Origin of the sequence: Stenotrophomonas sp. AN71, assembly GCF_050435725.1 — a bacterium.
Taxonomy (GTDB): Bacteria; Pseudomonadota; Gammaproteobacteria; order Xanthomonadales; family Xanthomonadaceae; genus Stenotrophomonas.
The window spans coordinates 202,850-222,925 of sequence record NZ_JBNDKU010000006.1 but is presented as its reverse complement, the minus strand read 5'-3'; the positions used below and the strand labels follow the sequence as shown (position 1 = coordinate 222,925).

20 protein-coding genes are annotated in these 20,076 nt (G+C 67.5%); 10 read left to right on the top strand and 10 right to left on the bottom strand.

The genetic code is table 11. The features are described 5' to 3' along the window. Window positions 1–101: 101 nt before the first annotated feature. Window positions 102–5,954, bottom strand: a complete 5,853-nt coding sequence (locus ABH900_RS11955; protein ID WP_429623063.1) for a putative Ig domain-containing protein — start codon at window positions 5,952–5,954, stop codon at window positions 102–104. A 290-nt stretch (window positions 5,955–6,244) separates the two neighbouring features. On the opposite strand from ABH900_RS11955, the gene ABH900_RS11950 reads away from it, so the two are divergent. The 4 genes from ABH900_RS11950 (at window position 6,245) to ABH900_RS11935 (ending at window position 8,412) form a co-directional block, all read left to right on the top strand. Then, window positions 6,245–6,748 (top strand): phage tail protein, encoded by a 504-nt coding sequence (locus tag ABH900_RS11950; RefSeq protein ID WP_429623061.1) that lies wholly within the window; start codon window positions 6,245–6,247, stop codon window positions 6,746–6,748. Window positions 6,749–6,762: 14 nt separating this feature from the next. After that, complete coding sequence (locus ABH900_RS11945; protein WP_429623059.1) at window positions 6,763–7,293, top strand: phage tail protein; 531 nt, start codon at window positions 6,763–6,765, stop codon at window positions 7,291–7,293. 31 nt (window positions 7,294–7,324) lie between these two features. Continuing rightward, window positions 7,325–7,858 carry a phage tail protein gene (locus tag ABH900_RS11940; RefSeq protein WP_429623058.1) on the top strand — a complete coding sequence of 178 codons (534 nt, stop codon included), beginning with the start codon at window positions 7,325–7,327 and terminating at the stop codon, window positions 7,856–7,858. Window positions 7,859–7,941: 83 nt separating this feature from the next. Then, window positions 7,942–8,412, top strand: coding sequence for an N-acetyltransferase family protein (locus ABH900_RS11935; RefSeq protein WP_429623057.1), 471 nt, complete (start codon window positions 7,942–7,944; stop codon window positions 8,410–8,412). Here the strand turns inward: ABH900_RS11935 and ABH900_RS11930 are convergent. Continuing rightward, complete coding sequence (locus ABH900_RS11930) at window positions 8,405–8,698, bottom strand: DUF6916 family protein (RefSeq protein WP_429623055.1); 294 nt, start codon at window positions 8,696–8,698, stop codon at window positions 8,405–8,407. The two genes, ABH900_RS11935 and ABH900_RS11930, sit on opposite strands and share 8 nt — an antisense overlap. A gap of 135 nt (window positions 8,699–8,833) precedes the next feature. On the opposite strand from ABH900_RS11930, the gene ABH900_RS11925 reads away from it, so the two are divergent. Further along, entirely contained in the window at window positions 8,834–9,295 is a 462-nt protein-coding gene (locus ABH900_RS11925; protein WP_429623054.1) for a YybH family protein, read from the top strand. Between the two features lie 90 nt (window positions 9,296–9,385). Here ABH900_RS11925 and ABH900_RS11920 read toward each other — a convergent pair whose 3' ends face one another. The 5 genes from ABH900_RS11920 to ABH900_RS11900 all read right to left on the bottom strand — a co-directional run bounded on the left by ABH900_RS11920 (window position 9,386) and on the right by ABH900_RS11900 (window position 12,471). After that, a complete protein-coding gene (locus tag ABH900_RS11920) occupies window positions 9,386–10,411 on the bottom strand; it encodes an NAD(P)H-dependent glycerol-3-phosphate dehydrogenase (RefSeq protein ID WP_429623053.1) in 1,026 nt (341 codons plus the stop codon). A gap of 20 nt (window positions 10,412–10,431) precedes the next feature. Then, a complete protein-coding gene (gene secB / locus ABH900_RS11915; RefSeq protein ID WP_429623052.1) occupies window positions 10,432–10,950 on the bottom strand; it encodes a protein-export chaperone SecB in 519 nt (172 codons plus the stop codon). A gap of 100 nt (window positions 10,951–11,050) precedes the next feature. Beyond that, window positions 11,051–11,488 (bottom strand): rhodanese-like domain-containing protein, encoded by a 438-nt coding sequence (locus tag ABH900_RS11910; protein ID WP_004134671.1) that lies wholly within the window; start codon window positions 11,486–11,488, stop codon window positions 11,051–11,053. A gap of 57 nt (window positions 11,489–11,545) precedes the next feature. Continuing rightward, a complete protein-coding gene (locus tag ABH900_RS11905; RefSeq protein WP_429623051.1) occupies window positions 11,546–11,971 on the bottom strand; it encodes a hypothetical protein in 426 nt (141 codons plus the stop codon). A gap of 32 nt (window positions 11,972–12,003) precedes the next feature. Continuing rightward, complete coding sequence (locus ABH900_RS11900) at window positions 12,004–12,471, bottom strand: YiiD C-terminal domain-containing protein (RefSeq protein ID WP_429623050.1); 468 nt, start codon at window positions 12,469–12,471, stop codon at window positions 12,004–12,006. 35 nt (window positions 12,472–12,506) lie between these two features. Between ABH900_RS11900 and ABH900_RS11895 the strand changes: the two genes are divergently transcribed. From ABH900_RS11895 to ABH900_RS11880, 4 genes are all read left to right on the top strand, one after another. Next, window positions 12,507–13,316 (top strand): uroporphyrinogen-III synthase, encoded by an 810-nt coding sequence (locus ABH900_RS11895; RefSeq protein WP_429623049.1) that lies wholly within the window; start codon window positions 12,507–12,509, stop codon window positions 13,314–13,316. Between the two features lie 104 nt (window positions 13,317–13,420). Continuing rightward, window positions 13,421–14,401 (top strand): uroporphyrinogen-III C-methyltransferase, encoded by a 981-nt coding sequence (locus ABH900_RS11890; protein ID WP_429623048.1) that lies wholly within the window; start codon window positions 13,421–13,423, stop codon window positions 14,399–14,401. A gap of 6 nt (window positions 14,402–14,407) precedes the next feature. Then, window positions 14,408–15,703: a heme biosynthesis HemY N-terminal domain-containing protein gene (locus ABH900_RS11885; protein WP_429623047.1), complete on the top strand. Its 1,296-nt coding sequence runs from the start codon at window positions 14,408–14,410 to the stop codon at window positions 15,701–15,703. A gap of 195 nt (window positions 15,704–15,898) precedes the next feature. After that, complete coding sequence (locus ABH900_RS11880) at window positions 15,899–16,294, top strand: DUF805 domain-containing protein (protein WP_429623046.1); 396 nt, start codon at window positions 15,899–15,901, stop codon at window positions 16,292–16,294. A gap of 121 nt (window positions 16,295–16,415) precedes the next feature. On the opposite strand, the gene ABH900_RS11875 is transcribed toward ABH900_RS11880, so the two are convergent. Beyond that, window positions 16,416–17,711, bottom strand: coding sequence for an acetyl-CoA C-acetyltransferase (locus ABH900_RS11875; RefSeq protein WP_429623045.1), 1,296 nt, complete (start codon window positions 17,709–17,711; stop codon window positions 16,416–16,418). A gap of 93 nt (window positions 17,712–17,804) precedes the next feature. Here ABH900_RS11875 and ABH900_RS11870 point away from each other — a divergent pair, with 93 nt between their 5' ends. Further along, the gene (locus ABH900_RS11870; RefSeq protein WP_429623044.1) at window positions 17,805–18,692 is read left to right on the top strand and encodes a hypothetical protein; all 888 of its coding nucleotides are present in this window, start codon (window positions 17,805–17,807) and stop codon (window positions 18,690–18,692) included. 123 nt (window positions 18,693–18,815) lie between these two features. On the opposite strand, the gene ABH900_RS11865 is transcribed toward ABH900_RS11870, so the two are convergent. Beyond that, window positions 18,816–19,442, bottom strand: coding sequence for a superoxide dismutase family protein (locus tag ABH900_RS11865; RefSeq protein ID WP_429623043.1), 627 nt, complete (start codon window positions 19,440–19,442; stop codon window positions 18,816–18,818). A 31-nt stretch (window positions 19,443–19,473) separates the two neighbouring features. Next, window positions 19,474–20,043: a superoxide dismutase family protein gene (locus ABH900_RS11860; protein ID WP_429623042.1), complete on the bottom strand. Its 570-nt coding sequence runs from the start codon at window positions 20,041–20,043 to the stop codon at window positions 19,474–19,476. Between the last annotated feature and the right edge of the window lie 33 nt (window positions 20,044–20,076).

Sequence of the window (20,076 nt, the reverse complement as noted above, 5' to 3'; positions counted from 1 at the left end):
GATGCCCGGCGCAGGCGCGCTCGTCGCACCTGCCGGAGACACGATTGTACGGATACAGGCCGCCTGCGGCGGCGACCGGCAGGCCGCCGCCGCTGCATCGATCACGGCGGCAGCGTCTTCTGCACGCTGATCTGGATGCCCTGGTTGTCGCGGCTGCTGCTGTCGAGCTGGTTCTGGTACTCGGCACGCAGCGTCCAGCCCTTCAGCGTCTGCAGGCCGATACCGGCACCCAGCAGCGTGTGGTTGCGCGATTGGCGGTCGAGCGTGGCGCGATAGACCGGCCCGGACATCAGGTCCACGTAGCGCATGAAGGCCTGGCTGGAGCCCTGCATGTCGTGGCCAAACTCGGCGCGCAGCTGCGGCGTCCACATGCCGTAGTCACGCTTCACCAGCCACTGCGCCAGCACGCCGGCGGTGGCGGTGCTGGTGTTGACGGTCTGCCGCTGGTAATCGAGTGCGTACACATCATCGTCGTGCTCTCGATAACCATCCAGCGTGGCCCGCGCCAGATCCAGGCGGCCATACGGGGTCAGCAGCAGGTTGTCGTTGCGGTGCTGGTAGCCGGTAGACAGCGAGGCGAACCACTGCGTGCCATCGCGGCTGCCGTAGGCCGTCTTGCCGTTGTCGGTGATGAAGCGGCGCGCATCGAACGTCAGCCACTGGTAGCCCAGCAGGCCATCCACGTAGAACCCGCCTTCGGGATGGAAGCTGCCGTAGGTGGCCACGCTGTAGCCATCCACTGTGCTGCGGCTGCCGTTACGCCCGATATCCGAGGCGTCATGGCCGTAGCCCAGGCCGGCACCCAGCGTCAGCGACGGGCCAAGCTGGCGGTCAGCGCCCACGCTGACGCCGGACGTGGTGAAGTCGATGCCGTTGCTGCCGGCACCCGGCTTGAGCGTGCCGAAGTTCACCGCACCACCGGTCCAGAAGGCGAAGCCATCGGACGATGCTGCAGCGGGCGCCACGGTCGACTGCAAGGCGGGTTCGTCGATCATCGACAACGCTTCACCGCTGGCGCCGATGCCCTTGCGCAGCAGATCGTCCTGCTGCGCACGGCGCTGGCTGCTGGCCGAACCGAAGGTGATGCCGTTGCTGAAGCCGGCACCGCCGCCTCCGGCGCGCAGGCTTTCCAGGCGGCGCTGGAAGTTGGTGATCTGGCCAATCGCCATGCGCCGCGCCCCCTCCACCTGCGCTTCCAGCACGCCCAGCACTTCGGCATCGCGCGAGGGGTCGCTGCGTGGCTTGACCATCACGTCGACCGTACCCGGCGCAGAAGTGGCGTATGCATTGCTGAGCGTATAGGTGATGCGCACCGCGCCACCAAACGTCGCTGCCGAGGTGAAGGCGAGCGTGTAGCCAGCGCCGCTGGCGGCGATGGTGGCGGTGCCGGCATCGGCCGGCGATACCGAGACCACGTTGGCGGCAGTGAACGGCCCACCGCGCGCGGTCGAGGTGAGATCGACGTTGACCACGCGCCCGGCGATTGCGGTGGCGGTCAGCGCCGGCGCCACCGGCCGCGGATTGACGGTCACGCTGATCCGCGCCGGTGCCGAGACGCCGAACGGGTTGCTGAGCGTGTAGTCGAAATCGACGGCGCCGGAGGCATCGGCCGCAGCGGTGTAGACGATGCTCGCACCCTGTACCACCGCCGTGCCGGATGATGGTGCACGGCTGATCGCGACCGCAGTGAAGGGGCCATTGATCGCCCCGGCCTCGGCCTGCACGGTCACCGACTGGCCGGCCAGCACGGTGGCGCTCTGCGCGGCGGCCACTGGCACCGCCAGCGGCGTGACGGTGACGCTGACGGTCGCCGCGGTGGACGTTCCGCCTGGACCGGTGGCGATATAGGTGAAGCTGTCGTTGCCGAAGAAGTTGCTGGCCGGCGTATACGCCACGTCGAGCCCATTGACCGAGGCCGTGCCATGCACCGGTGCCTGCGCGATGGCGATGCTGGTGATCGGTCCGGTGTCGTTGGCGGTGACGTTGATGGTGACCGGTGCATTGGCTGGTGTGGTCGCCGCATCGTTCACCACGACCGGCACCGGCTGGTTGACGCCAACAGTGAACGCCTGGCTGCCGGTGAACCCGAACGTGTCGGTGGCGGTTACGGTGAAGCTGAAGCTGCCCGCGGCGGTGGGCGTGCCGCTGAGGGCACCGGCGCCGCTGAGCGCGATGCCCGGCGGCAGCGCGCCGGACGTCACGCTGTAGGTGAAGCTGCCACTGCCACCGCCGGCACTGAGCGTCTGGTTGTAGGTGGCGGCGACCTGCCCACCGGGCAACGTGGTCTGCACGAACACGATGGCTGGTGCGTTCACGGCCACCGTATAGGTCTGGCTGCCAGTGAAGCTGAAGCCATCGGTGGCGGTGACAGTGAAGGCATAGCTGCCGGTGGTGGTCGGCGTGCCGCTGACCACGCCGGCGCTGCTCAGGGTGATACCGGGCGGTAGCGTTCCGGTGGCCAGGCTGTAGGTATAGCCGCCATTGCCACCGCTGGCGGTCAGCGTCTGGCTGTAGGCGATGCTGCCGGTGGCCGCTGGCAGCGTGGCCGGTGTGATGGCGATGGTCGGTGCCGCCACGGTGAACGTAAACGCCTGGCTGCCGGTGAAGCCGACGCTGTCGGTGGCGGTGACGGTGAAGTTGAAGCTGCCGGTGTTGGTCGGTATGCCACTGATCACGCCGCTGCTGCTCAGGCCGATACCCGGAGGCAGTGCGCCCGCCGACAGGCTGAAGGTATAGCTGCCGACACCGGCGGACGCGGTGAGGGTCTGGCTGTAGGCCACACCGCCCGAGCCCGCTGGCAATGTGGCCGGTGCCAGGGTGATGGCCGGCGCGTTGACCACCAGGGAATAGGCCCGGCTACCGGTGAAGTTGTTGCCGTCGGTGGCCTGCACGGTGAAGTTGAAAGTGCCGGCCACGGTGGGTGTGCCCGACAATACGCCCGCACTGCTCAGCGTGATACCGGACGGCAGCCCACCACCGGTCACGCTGAAGCTGTAGGTTCCGTTGCCGCCGCTGGCAGTCAGTGTCTGAGCGTAGGCCGCGCCACCGGTCGCCGCTGGCACGGTGGTCGGGTCGACCACGATCGTCGGTGCCGAGACGGCCAACGTGTAACTGGTGGTGATGGAGAACGGCGCGCCGGTACCGGTGGTGCTGTCGGTCGCCCTTACGCTGATGTTGAAGTTGCCCGCCTGTGTGGGCGTACCGCTGAGCACGCCGGACGACGGCGAGAACGACAGGCCGCTCGGCAGGGCGCCCGTGAGCTGGTAGGTGTAGCCCGCCGTGCCACCGCTGGCGACGAAGGTGGTGCTGTAGGCGACGCCGGCCGAAGCGGCCGCCAGGGTGCCCGGCGTCAGCGACAGCGTCGGTGCGCCGACCGTGCCGCCGTAGTTGCTGCTGCCGGTGAACCCACCGGCATCGGTGGCGGTGACGGTGAAGTTGTAGCCGCCGACCTGGGTGGGCGTGCCACTCAGCTCACCGGTAGCGGTGTTGAGGCTCAGGCCGACCGGCACCTGCCCCGTAGTGATGGCATAGGTGAAGGTCGTCGGCTGGCCGGAGCTGGCGGTGATGATCTGGCTGTAGGCAACACCTGCGGTCGGAGCCGGCAGCACACCAGGTGACAGGGTAATGGTCGGTGCGGCGACGGTGAGGATGTAGTTCTGGGTCCTTCTGAAGGGCGCACCGGTACCGGTGGTGCTGTCGGTGACGCGCACCGAGAAGGTGAAGGTACCGGAAACCGTCGGCGAGCCAGACAGCGTACCCGTGGGCGACAGGGTCACACCGCTGGGCAATGCACCCGCGCTGATATCGTAGGCATACGGCGCATTGCCATTGCCCGCGCTGAAGGTGACGGTCAATGGAGCGCCGGCCGTGCCGGAGAGGCTGCCCGCGGGCGGCGTCAGCGTCAGCGACGGCGCACTCACGTTGAAGGTGTAGGCGCGGTTGCCGGTGTAGGGGCCGCCGCCGGTACTGCTGTCGGTGACGGTGATCGTCGAAGTGAAGCTACCGGCAGCGGTCGGCGTACCGCTGAGCACACCTGCACTGGACAGGGTGATGCCAGGCGGCAACGTGCCTGCGGCAAGCGCATACGTATAGGTGCCAGTCCCACCGGTGGCCGTCAGGTTCTGGTTGTAGGCGGTGCCGGCACTCGCATTGGGCAGCGTGGTTGGGTTGATCGTGATCGTCGGTGCATTCACCGTCAGCTGCACGGAGCCACTGGTGGTGCTGACCGGTCCGCTGCCGCCGCTGCTGTCGGTCACGGTGACCGTGAAGTTGAAGCTGCCGCCTGCGGTCGGCGTACCGGACAGGGTGCCGTTGCTGGCCAGGGTGACGCCCGGCGGCAGGCTGCCGGATGCGATTGCGTAGGAATATGGCGCGACGCCACCACTGGCGCTGGCCAGTGACTGGCTGTAGGCCACGCCGACCGTCGCCGCCGGCGGGGTGGCCGGTGCATAGGTGAGCGTTGCGGCGGCAATGGTCAGCGTCAGCGAGCCACTGGTGGCACCGAACGGACCCGTGCCGGTGCTGCTGTCGGTGGCACGCGCAGTGAAGGTGAAGATGCCGTTGGCGGTAGGCGTGCCGGACAACGTGCCATTGCCGGCCAGGGTGATGCCCGGCGGCAGGCTGCCGCTGGCGATCGCGTAGGTGTACGGCGCAGTACCGCCGCTGGCGCCGGTCAGTGGCTGGCTGTAGGCCAGTCCGACCGTGCCTGCTGCCGGGCTGGACAGCGCGTAGCTGATGGTGGCCGCCGACACGGTGACCGTGACGGTGGCCGGCGCCGAGGTGCCGCCGGCATTGGTGGCGGTGTAGGTGAAGCTGTCCGTGCCGGAATAGCTGGCCGCAGGCGTGTAGAGGATGGTGGTGCCGCTGGCGGTGGCCACGCCGTGCGTGGCCGAGGTAGCAACCGCGACCGAGGTGGCCGTGCCGCCGGAGAGACTCAGGGTGATGAGGTTGTTGCTGCTGCCATGGCCCACGGTGGCGCTGACCGCATTGGCCACCGGCGGAACAACGTTCTGCACGTTGATCGACAGGTTGGACGCCGAGAAGAACGGCGTCGGCGCGCTGCTGTCAGTGATGCGCACGGTGAAGTTCGTCAGGCCCAGCGCGGTCGGCGTGCCACTGATGGTGCCGTTGGTGGCCAACGACAGACCCGCAGGCAGCAGGGTGCCGGCGTCGAGAATGTAGGTGTAGGGGGCAGTGCCGCCGGCACCGGTCAATGTGAAGGAATAAGGGGTATTGATCGCCGCAGCGCTGGGCGTGTTGGTCACGCTGATGGTCGGTGCCGCAATGCTGATCGAGTAGCTTGCCGTGCCGGTCAGCGGCGTGCCCGCATTGTCAGTGGCTGTGACCGAGAACGGGAACGTCCCCTGCGTGGTCGGCGTGCCGGACAGGACGCCACCGGTGCTCAATGTCATTCCGGCCGGCAATGCACCGGATGTGACTGCATAGCTGTAAGGCGCGGTACCACCGCTGGCACTGAGCGTGACACCGGCATAGGGCGTGCCCACCGTTCCGCTGGGCACGGTGGCCGGCGAAATCGTGATCGGCGAAGCAGCGGCCTGGATGTACACGGTGACCAGAACGTTGTGCGAGCCGGTACCGTCATCGAAGGCGAAGGTGTCGGTGGTCGATCCGTTGCCGCTGTGGGCGTAGGAGATCTTCGAGGCAGCATGGCTGGTGATGGTGGCCGTACCATTGCTGGCCGGCGTGGTCACGTTACCGATGCCGAAGCCTGCAACGCCCTGGCAGCTCGAGGCGTCGATGATGATCGTGCCGCCCGCGGCCATCGGCGAACCTGCGCTGGCATTGACCGGCGTGAAGGTCGGGCATGCCGCATGTGAAACCGCAGGCAGGGCAAGCGTGGTGCCCAGTAGCAGGATTGCCCCGAGGCGGCCCCAAAAACGACGGCCGAGCCCATGGCGCATCGCGTCGCGATGCATCGACTCTGCGTGCCACATGTTGTGCCCCCTGCTTGCCCGCCTTCCCGACGGACGCTGCGCCGTGTGGCGCGAGTGAGAAAACCGCCGTGGCCCCCGAACGGGCGCCGCGGTTCCTGACCTCCCCACCCTGCAGACTCCCTGGCCCTGCCTGGCGGTCCTGCCCCCCTTGAATCCCTGCATCCCTTGGGCTGGCAGCGCGATATTCTTGCCCATAGGGCCAGGCACTTGTCAAGGATAATGATAATGCGCCAGAGTTATGTCGCCGGCCGGGGGCTGAGTGCCGGCGCCTATCCCAGGGGGAATATCGTATGTCGGAACCCTTTCTCGGGCAGATAATGCCCGTGGCGTTCAACTTCGCGCCCAGGTCATTCGCATTCTGCAATGGGCAATTGCTTCCCATCCAACAGAACGCCGCACTGTTTGCGCTGCTTGGCATCAACTACGGCGGCAACGGCACAACCAACTTCCAGCTTCCCGACCTGCGCAGCCGTACGCCCAGGGGATCCACCTTCGGCAGCAACATGGGCGAACGCCAGGGCGTGGAGAACGTAACCCTGCTGGCCACGCAGATCCCCCCGCACACGCACGTATTCGGCGGCACCACCGCCGACGGTACAACGCGCATTCCGCAGGGCAACGTGCTGCTCGGAAAGACCGGGACGCAGAATGTCTATGGCGCGTCCGGCGGTACCCAGGTACCCCTGAATGTGCTCGATAACAGCGGCCAGACCCAGCCGCACGCAAACCTGCAACCGTATCTGGTCCTCAACTTCTGCATTGCACTTTCCGGACTCTTCCCTTCGCGCAACTGACCGGAGTTTCTTCCATGTCTCAACCTTTTGTTGGCGAAGTCCGTCTGTTTCCCTACAACTTCGCGCCAGTAGGATGGTTCGATTGTGCTGGCCAACTGCTGCCGATCTCGGAATACGAAGTACTGTTCATGCTGATCGGTACCACCTACGGCGGCGATGGCGTGACCACCTTCGGCCTGCCCAACCTGTGCGGCCGCGTGCCGATCCACCAGGGCACCGGCAACCAGCTGGGCACTTATGTACTGGGCCAGATGAGCGGCACCGAGACGGTCACCCTTACCACCGCCCAGCTGCCCGCACATACCCATACGTTCAATGCGGTGAGTTCGGCAGCCAGCTCCCCGGCACCCGGGCCTGCGTTGCAGCTCGGCGCGGTCAGCGGCGACACGCTGTACACCGACAGCACCACCGGCCTTGGCAGCGGCAATCTGGCGGCAGCATCGGTGAGCGCCGTCGGCGGCAGCCAGCCGCACGACAACACCATGCCTTCGTTGGTTGCGCGCTACTGCATCGCGTGGGCGGGCGTTTTCCCGTCGCAAGGCTGACGATCATCGGCCGGCCATCAGGACCCACATCATGAGCGATCCCTACCTCGGCGAAATCCAGATCTACGGCTTCAACTACGCCCCTTACAACTGGGCGATGTGCCAGGGCCAGGTGATGCCGATCCAGCAGAACACGGCCTTGTTCTCGCTGTTGGGCACGACCTTCGGCGGCAATGGCACCAGCACCTACCAGTTGCCGAACTACGCCAACAACATCGCCTGCGGCCAGGGCAGCGGCCCGGGGCTGTCGCCCCGCGTCATGGGCGAGACCTTCGGCAGCGACACGGTCACGGTGCTGACCAACCAGATGCCCAACCACACCCATGGCGCGCGCATCTACAACCAGCCCGATTCCGCACATCGCAGCGGCGTGCCGGCCACCGGCAATGCCCTGATCACGCCCGAGTCGAGCCCGATCCTGGCCGCGACGCCGACAGTCACCAGCACCTTCCCGCCCATCACGGTGCTCCCGGCTGGCAGCGGTCAGCCGCACGAGAACCGGCAGCCCTATCTCACCTTGAATTTCTGCATCTGCCTGGCCGGCGTCTTCCCCGCCCGGCCGTGATCGCCAACGTGGCACTGGCCTTTCCCCCGATGCGCGCAGCCTGGCTGCCGGTGACGGGGAATGGCCTTCCTGCAGGTGTCAGCGTGCGTGAAGCACAGGACGACGACCTGCCTTTCCTGCAACGGCTCTATGCAGAGTCACGTGCGGCCGAGTTGGCGAACGTGCCGTGGCCGGACGCGCTGCGCCACGCGTTCCTCGACAACCAGTTCGCGATGCAGCACCTGCACTACACCCGGCACTACCAGCCCGCGCATTATCTTCTGGTCGAGCAGGACGGTCGGCCGATCGGGCGCCTGTACCTGCATTGCGATGAGCATGAGGCCACCCTCATCGATATCGCGTTGCTCGATGCCGTGCGTGGCCGCGGCATCGGCTCAGCCCTGGTGCGCTGGGTACAGTGCGCAGCACATGCCGTGCAGCTGCACAGTGTCGTCCTGCATGTCGCCTGGGAGAATCTGGCCGCGCGCAGGCTCTACGAACGGCTCGCGTTCCACACCGAAGGCGATACCGGCAGCCACCTGCGGATGCGCTGGGTGGCCAGGGCAATCAGTTGAACAGCGCCTGGTAGATGAAGCCGGTCCGATCGCGCGCGATCGGCACCAGGAAAATGCCGAACTCACCGAGACCATGATGGCGCATGGTGTAGGTGCGCTGCGGAAACAGCACCGCCGACTCGTTGCGGAACAGCAACGAGAACGGCGCACGCATCTGGCCGGCCAACCGCTGGTCAGGCAGTGGTGCGGCCTCGACGAGCACGAAAGGTACGCCGGTATTCTCGATGTCGGCGCTGAAGGTTTCGTTGAGATGACCTGCGAACTGGTCCAGCTGGAAAAAATGCATGTGTCCCCTCCCCCGGTTGTCACCGAGCATGCCGAAGCGGCCGCATGCTTTCAATGGGGCCTGAGCCAACGCCTGCCGGGCGCGGATGGGGGATACTCGCCGTTCCATTGCCCGGCGCGCGAAAGGACTGAGCCCATGCGTATCTGCCTGATGCTTTTCGCCCTGTCCGGCCCCCTGCTGGCAACCGCAAGCCCACCCTCCGCGCCTGCCACCACCCGGCTGCCGGACGCGCCACTGCCCCCTTCATTGGATCGCGTGCTGCGCGACTACGAGCAGGCGTGGCGCGCGGGTGATGCCAAGGCACTGGCCGCGCTCTTCGCCGAGGATGGCTTTGTACTGCAGAGCAACCGGCCACCGGTGCGCGGGCGCAGCGCGATCGAGGCCGCGTATGCCGGCCAGGGCAGCAGTTCGTTGCGGTTGCGTGCGCTGGCCTTCGCCGTGGAGGAAAACACGGGACACATCATCGGTGCGTACACCTACGGCAACAACGTGGGCGATACCGGCAAGTTCACGCTCACGCTGAAACGCGTGGGCGATGGGCCGTGGTTGATTTTCTCGGACATGGACAACGGCAACGCACCGGCGCGGGCGCGGTGATGGATGCCGCGGGTTCCGTAGTAGATCCACGCCATGCGTGGATGGGCCGCGCACATAAAAAAACCCCGGCGCCCGGCCGGGGTTTTCGATTTACTTGAAAAGCGTGTCCGGATATTCCGGTTTCTGTTCCCGCGCCAGCAATGCGCGCAGGCCTTCTTCCGGCGTCTGCTCGCCGTGCAGCACGGCACGCACGCGGTCGGAGATCGGCAGGTCGATACCATGGCGGCGCGCCTGTCGCATCACTTCGTCGGCCGTCTGCACCGACTCGACCACCTGGCCGATTTCGCGCACAGCGTCCTGCAGCGTCTGGCCACGGCCCAGGGCCAGGCCCAGGCGGCGGTTACGCGACAGGTCGCCGGTGCAGGTCAGCACCAGATCGCCCAGGCCTGCCAGGCCCATCAGCGTTTCCGGCTTGGCACCAATCGCAGCGGCCAGGCGCAGCATCTCGTTGAGACCACGGGTGATCAGGCCGGCACGGGCATTGAGGCCCAGCTGCATGCCATCGGCCACGCCGGTGGCCACAGCCAGCACGTTCTTCATCGCCCCGCCCAGCTCGGCACCGACCATGTCGTCACCGGTGTAGGCGCGGAACGCCGGGCCATGCATGGCCTCGGCCACGGTCTGCGCGAACTCGGGCACGTCACCGTGCACGGTGATCGCCGTCGGCAGGCCCTGGGTCACTTCCTTGGCGAACGACGGCCCGGTGACGACGGCCAACGGCACGTCCTCACCCAGCACTTCGCGCGCCACTTCATGCAGGAAGCGGCCAGAACCGGGCTCAAAGCCCTTGGTCGCCCACGCCACGCCGGCACCGGCCGGACGCAGCGGTGCCAGCGCACGCACCGTTTCGCTGAAGGCATGCGACGGCGTCACCACCAGGATCCAGGCGGCGCCCTCCACCGCCGACGCCAGGTCGGTGGTGGCACGCAGACTGTCCGGCAGTGGGATGCCCGGCAGGTAACGCGGATTCTCGTGGCGCTGGTCGATGGCTTCGACCACGGCCGCATCGCGCCCCCACAGCACGGTCGGGTGACCGTGCCGTGCGAGCAGACTGGCCAGCGCGGTTCCCCAGGAACCGGCGCCGAGCACGGCGATCTTGTCAGCGGTAGCGCTCATCCGTGACGTCGCGGCAGGGGTCAGGCGTTGCCGACCGGCTCGGAGTCAGCCAGCGACGGTGCGTCGCCCTGCTCCTGGCGCTGGCGCAGGGTTTCTGCGTACAGGCCTTCGAAGTTGATCGGCTGCAGGAAGAACGGCGGGAAGCCACCGGCCTGGATCAGGTCGCTGATCAGCTGGCGCACGTACGGGAACAGGATGTTCGGGCACTGGGTGCCGAGCAGCACGTCGATCGACTGCGGGTCCAGGCCAACCAGGCCGAACACGCCGGCCTGCTTCACTTCGGCCACATAAGCGGTGCGCTCACCGGCCTGGCAGGTCAGGGTCACGGCCAGCACGACTTCGAAGGCGTTCTCACCCAGGCGCTGCACCTGCTGGTTCAGGTTCAGCTGCAGCTCGGGCTGCACCTGGTCATTGAAGATGGTCGGTGCGTTCGGCGACTCGAAGGAAACGTCCTTGACGTAGATCTTCTCGACGGTGAAAGCGGGGCCGGTGGCGGCATCGACCGGCGCAGCGGCGCCGTTGGTGATCTCTTCGGACATTTCCAGTAACTCCAGGTGAATGCAATGAAAACGATGGTCGAACTACTGCGATGGGGGCGGCATCAGGCCCATACAAGGCCGGATCCGCCACCTGCGACGATCAGTTGCGGCCCTTGACCAACGGCAATTCGGCCTGCTGCCAGGCGGGAATGCCGCCGTCGAGCACGTAGACCTTCTCGAAGCCGGCCTTCTTCAGCGCCTTGGCGGCGGTTTCCGAGGCGTTGCCGCTGCGGCACACCAGTACCACCGGCGACTGTTTGGCATTGGCCACCAGCTTGTTGTCCGGCCCGAAAGCACTGGCCTGGGCATTGCGGCTGCCGGCAATGTGGCCCTTCTCGAAGTCACCGCTGGCCGACAGGTCGACCACCACCGTGCCACCCGCGTTGATCAGCTGGGTCAGTTCGGCGGGCTTGATGCCCTTGAAGCCTCGGAACAGGCGGCGGATTTCGGTGACGATGATGGCCACGGTCAGGCCGACCAGGGCCGCGGACAGCATCGGGTTTCGGCCTGCAAAGGCCAGCAACTCTTCGTAATTCACTCAGGTCACGGGTCGATTAAGCGGGCGCCGATTGTCGCACAAGCCGGACGCGGCCCGTCACTGCCCCTTCCACAGGTCCGGCAGACCGGCGGCCTGCCACCAGCGCTTGGCCTCCGGGTCCCAGCGCCAGCGCTCGACCACGACCACGGTGCGCTCGGCCTGGGTGTTCTGGTTGATCACCCCGATCTCGACCCTGCGCTCGACCAGGCCGCCTTCCAGCGCGGCGCTGCTGCGCTCGCGGTAGGACGACACGCGCAGCTGCGCGTAGCGGTTGAGCTCGAATTCGGTAGGCGGCTTTTCCTTGCGCAGCTTGGGGTCGAGGTAGCCGATGGCATCGTCCATGCTGCCCCAGCGGATGGTGGCGCCATAGGCAACCTGGGTCTCTTCCAGCAGCTTGCGCTGCTTGCGGCTCAGATCGTCGGCCGAGGCCACGGCGCTGACCAGCAGCAGGGAACACATCAGGAACTGGATGAGGCGGCGCATCGGTGGTTTCCCCAGAACGTCAGCCTGCCATCCTACCCTTTGGCGAAGGCAACAAAGCGACCACTGAATTCGGCCGCAGCCCGCCCGTCGGCGCCGGGCTGGGTGGCGATGATGCTGATGCGGGCCTTGCGGCGCTGGCGGAAGGTATTCAGGAAGGCATCCCAGCCAGTGGCTTCGGCGGCCTCGGCGTGGGCATGCAGGTCTTCGTAGACCGGTGCCAGGTAGCGCAGGTTGCTGTCGGCCACGTAGACCTCGGCGTCATGGCCGGCCAGGCGCAGGCGCAGACTCACCAGCGCCCAGCCGGACAGGGTCAGCACCGAGGCCAGGCTGCCGCCGAAGGCGTTGCCCTTGTCGTTGACGTTGGCAGCCAGCGGCGCGGTGATGCGCAGCACGCCGTCGGCATAGCCATCCAGGCGGATCTGCATGGCGCGGACGGCCGGCATGCAGTCCAGCACGTCCTGCAGGGCGGCCAACGAGGAAGTCAGGGCATCAACGGACATCGGAGCAGCGACCACGACAACGAAGGGCCCGCATAATGCAGGCAATGGCCGACCATACGATACCCACTGGCGCCACCCGTTCCGGCGCGGGCTGGACCCTGATCTCGCTGCGCCCTCAGGGCCAGCATGCGGCGCTGCGCCGCGCCGTTGCTGGGCTGGACGGGCATCTGCTGGCCCTGTCGCCTTGGCGCCTGCAGCGCGTGCACGGCACCGCGGTGGTGCGCCAGCTGCAACGCGCGCTGAACTGCGATCGGGTGGTGTTCACCAGCCCCGCCGCCGTCACCGCCGCCGCGTCCCTGCTGCCGCTGGCAGACGCCCAGCGCAGCCCGTGGCTGACAGTGGGTGAAGGCACTGCGCGTGCGCTGCAGGCACAAGGCATCACCGAGGTGCACGCACCGCAGCGGATGGACAGCGAAGGCCTGCTGGCGCTGCCGGTGCTGGCCGACGTGCAGGGCCTGCGGATCGGGCTGGTGACCGCCCCCGGCGGCCGCGGCCTGATTGCCACCCAACTGCAGGCGGCGGGCGCCACGATCGAACGCGCCAATGTCTACCAGCGCCGCCGGCTGCGCCTGCCACAACGCGCGTTGGCACGGCTGGCGCATTCGGCACAGCCGTGGGTGCTGGCGGTAAGCAGCGGCGAAGCGCTGCAGCATTTCTGGCAACAACTTCCGGTGGCCTGGCAGCAGCGCCTGCGGGCGCACGCGCATGTGGTGGTCGCCAGTGACCGGCTCGGTGAACAAGCGCAGGCGCTGGGCCTGCAGCGCATCACGCGCAGTGCCGGTCCCACCAGCGCGCAGCTGGTGGCTGCTGCACACACCACGCTCACCGGCCCGGCAGCGACCTGAACAGGGACGTGGGTCACGCTTGCCGCTGCCGTCGGCAGCGGTGATGCTGTGCACAACGCGGCCAGCCGGATTCCAACCGGCGACACTGCCGACAAGGAAGCCCCATGAACGACACTCCGCCCATGACTCCACCCCGTCGACCCGTGCGTTGGCTGCTGCCGCTGGCCGGTGTGGTCGTGCTTGGCGCGGGCGGCTATGCCGGCTGGTACGTGTGGCAGCAGCAACAGGAAGAGCAGCACGCGCAGGCGCAGACCACCGCCGTGCAGCTGCAGGGCCTGCAGGCCACGCTGGAGGCACTGCGCCGCGACCAGCGCGCGACCAGCCAGCGCCTGCAGGATGCGGCCAGCACCAACCGTGTGCTGCGCGACGAGATGCTGGGCCTTTCGCAGCGCAGCGCGCTGCTGGAAGAAAACCTGGCCAAGCTGGCCGACAGCGCCAACCAGGGCCGCCAGGCGGTACAGCGCGATGAGGCCGAGCTGCTGCTGACCCAGGCCGCGCAGCGCCTGAACTACGCCGATGACGTGGACGGCGCGCGCCGCCTGTATGCGCAGGCCGCCACCGCGCTGGCCGATCTTCCCGACAGTAATGGCCTGAACCTGCGCCAGGCACTGGTGCAGGAACGCGAAGCGCTGGATGCGCTTGGCGCAGGACCGCGCGTGCAGTCGCTGCAGCGCCTGGATGCCTTGGCCAAAGCGCTGCAGGGCCTGCCCTCGCAGGTTGCGGGCGCAACCGGCAGCGGCACGGCCGGCAAGCCGTGGTGGCAGGCCACGCTGGCGCCGTTCGTGGACATCACCCCCAGCCGCCAGAACGGGCCGCTGACCGCCGCCGAGCGCCGCAGCGCCGACGACGCACTGCAGCTGGAGCTGACCCTGGCGCGCGCGGCGATCGAGCGTGGCGACCGCACCGGCCGCGATACCGCATTGGACCGCGTGGCGCACTGGGCACAGCGGCGTTGGCCGGATTCACCGGCCCTGCGCGCACAACGTGCTGAACTGAAGGCCTTGCGCGAACTTCCGCTGCAGGCCAGCGACGCTGTTCTTGGCAGCACCCTGCAGCAACTGCGCACCCAGACCGACCGGAGGTAACCCCGCATGAAACCCCTGCAATCTCTGGTCGTGCTGTTGTTGGCCGTGGCCATCGGCGTGGTGGCCGCGCAATGGCTCGGCACCGATGACCTCAACCGCTACGGCGAAGTAACCCTGCGTTACGGCGGCTATGACTACCACAGCAACCTGCCGAAAGTGGCGCTGCTGACGGTGATCGCGGTGCTGGTGCTGTGGCTGCTGTGGAGCCTGATCGCCGCGCCCTTCCGTGCCTGGGGGCGCTACCGCCGCAAGCAGGGCCGGGTGCGCCTGATCGATGGCCTGCAGGCCTATGAGCACGGCCAGTGGCAGCGCGCGGAAAAGCTGCTCGACGGTGCCGCCAAGGACCCGGAAGTAAGTGGCGTGGCACTGGCCAATGCCGTGCGCAGCGCGCAGGCGCGCGCCGATGGCCCTGCCGGCGAGGCACTGCTGCAACGCCTTGGTGAAAGCGATGCCACCCTGCAGGCACTGTTGCGTGCCGAGCAGCTGCTGGCGCGTGACCTGCCGGTGGATGCGATCAATGCGCTGGATGTGGCGGCGATCCAACCGCTGCCGCCGCGTGGGCTGTGGTTGCGTACCGAAGCGCTGGCGCGCGCTGGCCGTGCCCACGAGGCCTATGGCCAGCTCGGCGCGCTGCGCCAGAGCAAGGTGCTGCCGGCCGACGCGAACAGCGAACTGGAAGCGCGCCTGGCCGCGCAGGCGTTGCTGGAGGCAGCCGACGTCAACGCCTTGGCCGCCCAGTGGGAAGCCACGCCGAAGGCGCTGCGGCCAACGCCGGACGTGGTGGGTGCCTATGCCAGCCGCGCGGTGGCCCTGAACTGGGATGAGCCGGCACTGCTGGCCCTGGAGCAGGCGCTGGACCAGCGCTGGGACGACGCGCTGGTGACGTTGTATGGCCACCTGCCGGCCGAGCGCCTGGCGACCCGCCAGGCCAATCTGGCGCGCTGGCGTAATGTGCACGAAGACTCGTCCGCGCTGCGCCTGGCGCAGGGCCGGGTCGCACTGGCCCAGCAGCAGTGGGATGCCGCCGATGCGTTCCTGCACGAGGCGATCGCCGCCGGCGCGGGTGCGCCGGCCTGGGAAGCCTTGGGCGAACTGTTCGCACAGCGCGGCGACCACGCGCTGGCCGCGCAGTGCCTGGCCAATGCACTGCGCCTGCAGCGCGGCGAGGTCAGCGTGGAACTGGTGCGCGGCACGGATGCCCCGCTGCACGCCACGGTGGAAGAGCAGCCCACTGCTGCGCAGCCGCCGGTGTACAACGCCAACGAAGAGCGCGACGAATTCGGCAACCCGACGTTGCCGTGACCGGGAGTACCGGCCGCCGGCCGGCACCTGCCCAGGACGGGCCGGCCCGGTAGATCCACGCCATGCGTGGATGTTTTGAGCGCAGGCCAGACACGCCTGGCAGCTGCCTGCGTGTGGATTTGCAACTCGTTGCATGGTGCATTGCACGTACGCCGGACAGGCTGCGGGTCCATCCATCACCCTGCGCGCCCGTCCATGATCGATCTGGCCATCCGCCCCTTCCACCTTTACGCCCGTTTCACCGGGCGCGCGTCACGGCGCGAATTCTGGCTCTTCTTTCTTTTCCAGCTTCTGGTGAATGTGCTGCTTGTTGGCGCACTTTCCTACGGAGCCCACCATCGCCCGCCTGGCCATATGGCCGGCGACATGTCGCTGGAAACCGTGGCCGGCTATGTGTGGATCGGCTACCTGCTGTTGAGCGTGGTGCCGTTCTACGCTGTCGTGGCTCGCCGGTTCCGCGATCTTGGCCAGTCCGGTTGGATGTGCCTGGTTCTCCTGGTTCCCATGGCAGGCCCTGCGTTCGTGATGCTGAACATGCTTCGCCCTGGCCAACCAGGCGACAACCTGTACGGGCCTGCGCCGCTGCGTTGACGACGCACACGGTATCCACGCATGGCGTGGATCGACGCGGGAAGCATCAACAAAAACGCCGCCCATCGGGCGGCGTTTTCGTGCCAGCGTTGCCGGCCAGCGGCCGGCACTACCGTGATGCTCAGCGTTCGACGATCGCCACCACGCCCATGCCGCCGGCGGTGCAGATCGACACCAGCGCGCGGCCACCGCCGCGCTCGGCCAGCTGCTTGGCCGCCGTGGCGATCACGCGTGCGCCGGTGGCGGCGAACGGGTGACCGGTGGCCAGCGACGAGCCCAGCAGGTTGATCTTGTCCGGGTCGATGCGGCCCATCGGCGCATCCAGGCCGAGGCGGTTGCGGCAGTAGTCCTCGCTCTCCCACGCACGCAGCGTGCACAGCACCTGCGCGGCGAAGGCTTCGTGGATCTCGTAGATGTCGAAGTCCTGCAGGGTCAGGCCGTTGCGCTTGAGCATCTCCGGCACGGCCACGGTCGGGGCCATCAACAGGCCTTCGCCATGCACGAAGTCGACGGCGGACACATGCGCATCGCGCAGGTAGGCCTGTGGCTCGTGGCCGTGTGCACGCGCCCACTCCTCACTGGCCAGCAGCACGGCGGCGGCGCCGTCGGTCAGCGGGGTGGAGTTGGCGGCCGTCAGGGTGCCGCGGCCGGAGACCTTGTCAAAGGCCGGCTTCAGCGTGGCCAGCTTTTCCAGCGAGGTATCCGCGCGCAGGATATTGTCGCGCTCGACGCCGCGGAACGGGGCGATCAGGTCGTTGAAGAAACCGCGCTCATAGGCGGCAGCGAGCTTCTTGTGCGAGGACACCGCCCACTCGTCCTGCGAGTCGCGCGAGATGTTCCATTCCTTGGCCATGTCTTCGCAGTGGTCGCCCATGCTCTTGCCGGTACGCGGCTCGGCCACGCCCGGGAACTCGGGCTTGAGCTCGGAGAACTTGAAGCCGGAGGTCAGCGCGCGGATCTTGTCGCCGGTGCTCTTGGCGCGGTTGGCGGCCAGCAGGCGCGCGCGCAGCTTCTTGCCGTACACGATCGGCACGTCGGACGTGGTATCCGAACCACCGCCGATGCCCGACTCGATCTGGCCCAGCGCGATCTTGTTGGCAACGGTGATGATGCTGTCCAGCGAGGTGCCGCAGGCGCGCTGCAGGGTGATGCCGGGGGTCAGAGGCGACAGGCCGGAGGACAACGTGGCTTCGCGGCCCAGGTTCCAGTCGCTGGAATGCTTGATCACCGCACCCATCGCCACTTCACCCAGCTGCTGGCCGTGCAGGCCGAAACGTTCGACCAGCGCGCCCAGCGTACGGACCGACATGCCGAGGTTGCCGACATCCGAATACGCGGTGTTCTGGCGGCAGAACGGAATGCGGACGCCACCGAGGATGGCGACGGGACGAGCGTTGGGCATGGAGATACCTGGCATGGATGAGGGTGTCTGCAACATGGCCTGCACGACGGAGCAGGCATAATGGAGCCAAGTGTAGCTGCCGCCCTGTGATGGGCCAACCGTGGAACCATGAGCAAACCCGACCCTGCGATGAATGCCCTTGGCGTGCTGGCCCTGGAGCTGGCCGGCGGCGAAATCCCCCGCCAGGCGGTACTCAGCGCCGAACAGGCCGGTGAACTGGCCGAGCGCATCGGCCGAGACCTGTCCAAGCTGGTGCCACAGGTGGCCGAGCTGGACCTGGTATTCGCCGGCGCCCATTTCGACCCGGCCGAAGTACTGCGCCCGGGCTGGCCGATCCACCGCCGCCTGGAAGAACTGCAGATGCGCGCCCCGGGCCGCAACCAGGGCGCGCGCCTGCTGGCCTTCGGCACCGATGCCAACGGCGATGTGCCGCTGCCGTTCCAGGCCGATGCCACCCTGGTGGGTGGTGGACTGCGCGTGGTGCCGTTCCTGCTGACCGGCAGCGACGTGGCCACCACCGATGCCGTTGCCAACGCACTGGAAGAGACGCTGCTGGCCAATGGCATGGCCCATGCCGATACCGCGCTGATGGCGCAGAACACCTTCGGTGCCCGCATCGAGCATGCGCGCTACTTCACGGTGAACGACCTGGCCGCAATGATGTCGATGCAGTACGACAATCAGGGCCTGGCCGCGCTGTGGCCACTGATCGAGACCGCGATCATGGCACCGGGCGAGGACGAGTGGCTCAACGCCGCACCCGAGCCGCTGCTGCGCTATACCCATGGCGAGGCACGCATGGCGCTGTTCGACCCGGCGGGCTGGTGTGCGCACTACCACCATGGCAAGAACGATTGCGAACGCCTGCAGGGCATCTACGAGCAGTTCCTGATGCGCCAGCGGCAGATGGCCGCGGTGCTGGAAGCGCATGGCGTGCCGGTGCTGTTCGTGCACTGCGAGGCCGGACAGGACGCGCGCGAACTGCTGGCGCGCTGATCGGGGTGATCTGTTGGTAGTGCCGGCCGCTGGCCGGCAACCTGCGGCGGATCTGCGATTGCCGGCCAGCGGCCGGCACTACCGATAAAGAAAACGCCGGCTTTCGCCGGCGTTCTTTGTTTCTTACGGGGCCTTCTTGATCACCGCACACGCCAGGCGTGCACCGGCATTGCCGGTCGGCTGGGTCTTGTAGTCGTCGGCATCGGCGTGGACGATCAGGCCACGGCCGATGATGTCGAAGTCATCGCCCTTGCCGATGTTGACGTTGCTCGAGACCGGGCCGTCGATGGTGGCCACGCCCTTGTCGTCGGCCTTGATGTTGGGCATGTCGCCGCCGTGATGCGGATCGGTGGCGACGTTGCCGTGATCCTGGTGGCCCGGGTTGAAGTGGCCACCGGCGCTCATGCCGTCCGGCGCGCTGCAGTCGCCCTTCTCGTGGATATGGAAGCCGTGCTCGCTGCCCGGCTTCAGACCGGTGAGCTGGCCGGTCACGTGGACCTTGCCGTCGACCACCTTGAAGGTGACGCTGCCCTTGGCTTCGTTGCCTTGGGTCGGTGCGAGCTCGGCGGTGGCCGAGGCATCGCCAGCCGGTGCAGCCGCCGGTGCCGGCGCAGCAGCCGGATCGGTGGTGGCGCCGTCAGCCGGTGCCACTGGCGGAGTTTCAGTCTGCGGAGCGGCCGGCTGCTGGCTACAGGCCGCCAGGCCCAGTGCGGCGATGGCCGCAAACAGCGAAGTGTGGATCAGACGCATGGAATCTCTCCCTGGATGATGCCTGCAGTGATCAGCGGACGACCCGGATCAGGCCACAGGCGATGCGGACGCCGGCATTGCCGGCGGGCTGGCTGCGATAGTCATCGGCATTGGCGTGCACGACCAGTGCACGTCCGGCGATATCGGTGGCGGCGCCTCCACCAAGGGTAACGCCCTTGAGGTGGATATCGACGTTGGCGCGGCCCTGGGCATCGGCACGCAGGTTGTCCATGTCGCCCAGATGGTGTTTGCCGGTGCCGGCGCGGCCATGCGCAGCGCCACCGGGATTGAAGTGGTTGCCGGCGCTGCTGGCATCCACTGCGCTGCAGTCGCCGCGTTCGTGGATGTGGAAACCGGCCTGCTGCAACGGCTGCAGGCCACCGATCAGGCCGGTGATATGGAGGCCACCGGGTTCGGCCATCAGCGCGATGCGGCCGCTGACGATGCTGGCCGAGGCCGGCGCGAGATTGGCCTCGGCCTGGCGAGCGGCACTGACCACGGTTGGCGGCGGTGGCGTGGGTTCAGCCTTCTTCGGCGCACTGCCACAGGCAGACAGCAGCACGGCGGCGGACAACGGCAGGATGGCAAAGGACAGGCGCATCAAAGACTCCTTGCAGGCAACACTAAGGACGGC

Bases quoted from the DNA above. Each gene is read 5' to 3' on its own strand.
- ABH900_RS11905 (WP_429623051.1), bottom strand. From the start codon at position 11,971: ATGCGCCGCCTCATCCAGTTCCTGATGTGTTCCCTGCTGCTGGTCAGC.
- ABH900_RS11860 (WP_429623042.1), bottom strand. From the start codon at position 20,043: ATGCGCCTGTCCTTTGCCATCCTGCCGTTGTCCGCCGCCGTGCTGCTG.
- ABH900_RS11890 (WP_429623048.1), top strand. From the start codon at position 13,421: ATGAACGACACTCCGCCCATGACTCCACCCCGTCGACCCGTGCGTTGG.
- ABH900_RS11930 (WP_429623055.1), bottom strand. From the start codon at position 8,698: ATGCATTTTTTCCAGCTGGACCAGTTCGCAGGTCATCTCAACGAAACC.
- ABH900_RS11880 (WP_429623046.1), top strand. From the start codon at position 15,899: ATGATCGATCTGGCCATCCGCCCCTTCCACCTTTACGCCCGTTTCACC.
- ABH900_RS11875 (WP_429623045.1), bottom strand. From the start codon at position 17,711: ATGCCAGGTATCTCCATGCCCAACGCTCGTCCCGTCGCCATCCTCGGT.
- ABH900_RS11940 (WP_429623058.1), top strand. From the start codon at position 7,325: ATGAGCGATCCCTACCTCGGCGAAATCCAGATCTACGGCTTCAACTAC.
- ABH900_RS11955 (WP_429623063.1), bottom strand. From the start codon at position 5,954: ATGTGGCACGCAGAGTCGATGCATCGCGACGCGATGCGCCATGGGCTC.
- ABH900_RS11950 (WP_429623061.1), top strand. From the start codon at position 6,245: ATGTCGGAACCCTTTCTCGGGCAGATAATGCCCGTGGCGTTCAACTTC.
- ABH900_RS11920 (WP_429623053.1), bottom strand. From the start codon at position 10,411: ATGAGCGCTACCGCTGACAAGATCGCCGTGCTCGGCGCCGGTTCCTGG.
- ABH900_RS11865 (WP_429623043.1), bottom strand. From the start codon at position 19,442: ATGCGTCTGATCCACACTTCGCTGTTTGCGGCCATCGCCGCACTGGGC.
- ABH900_RS11900 (WP_429623050.1), bottom strand. From the start codon at position 12,471: ATGTCCGTTGATGCCCTGACTTCCTCGTTGGCCGCCCTGCAGGACGTG.
- ABH900_RS11925 (WP_429623054.1), top strand. From the start codon at position 8,834: ATGCGTATCTGCCTGATGCTTTTCGCCCTGTCCGGCCCCCTGCTGGCA.
- ABH900_RS11870 (WP_429623044.1), top strand. From the start codon at position 17,805: ATGAGCAAACCCGACCCTGCGATGAATGCCCTTGGCGTGCTGGCCCTG.
- secB (WP_429623052.1), bottom strand. From the start codon at position 10,950: ATGTCCGAAGAGATCACCAACGGCGCCGCTGCGCCGGTCGATGCCGCC.
- ABH900_RS11895 (WP_429623049.1), top strand. From the start codon at position 12,507: ATGCAGGCAATGGCCGACCATACGATACCCACTGGCGCCACCCGTTCC.
- ABH900_RS11885 (WP_429623047.1), top strand. From the start codon at position 14,408: ATGAAACCCCTGCAATCTCTGGTCGTGCTGTTGTTGGCCGTGGCCATC.
- ABH900_RS11945 (WP_429623059.1), top strand. From the start codon at position 6,763: ATGTCTCAACCTTTTGTTGGCGAAGTCCGTCTGTTTCCCTACAACTTC.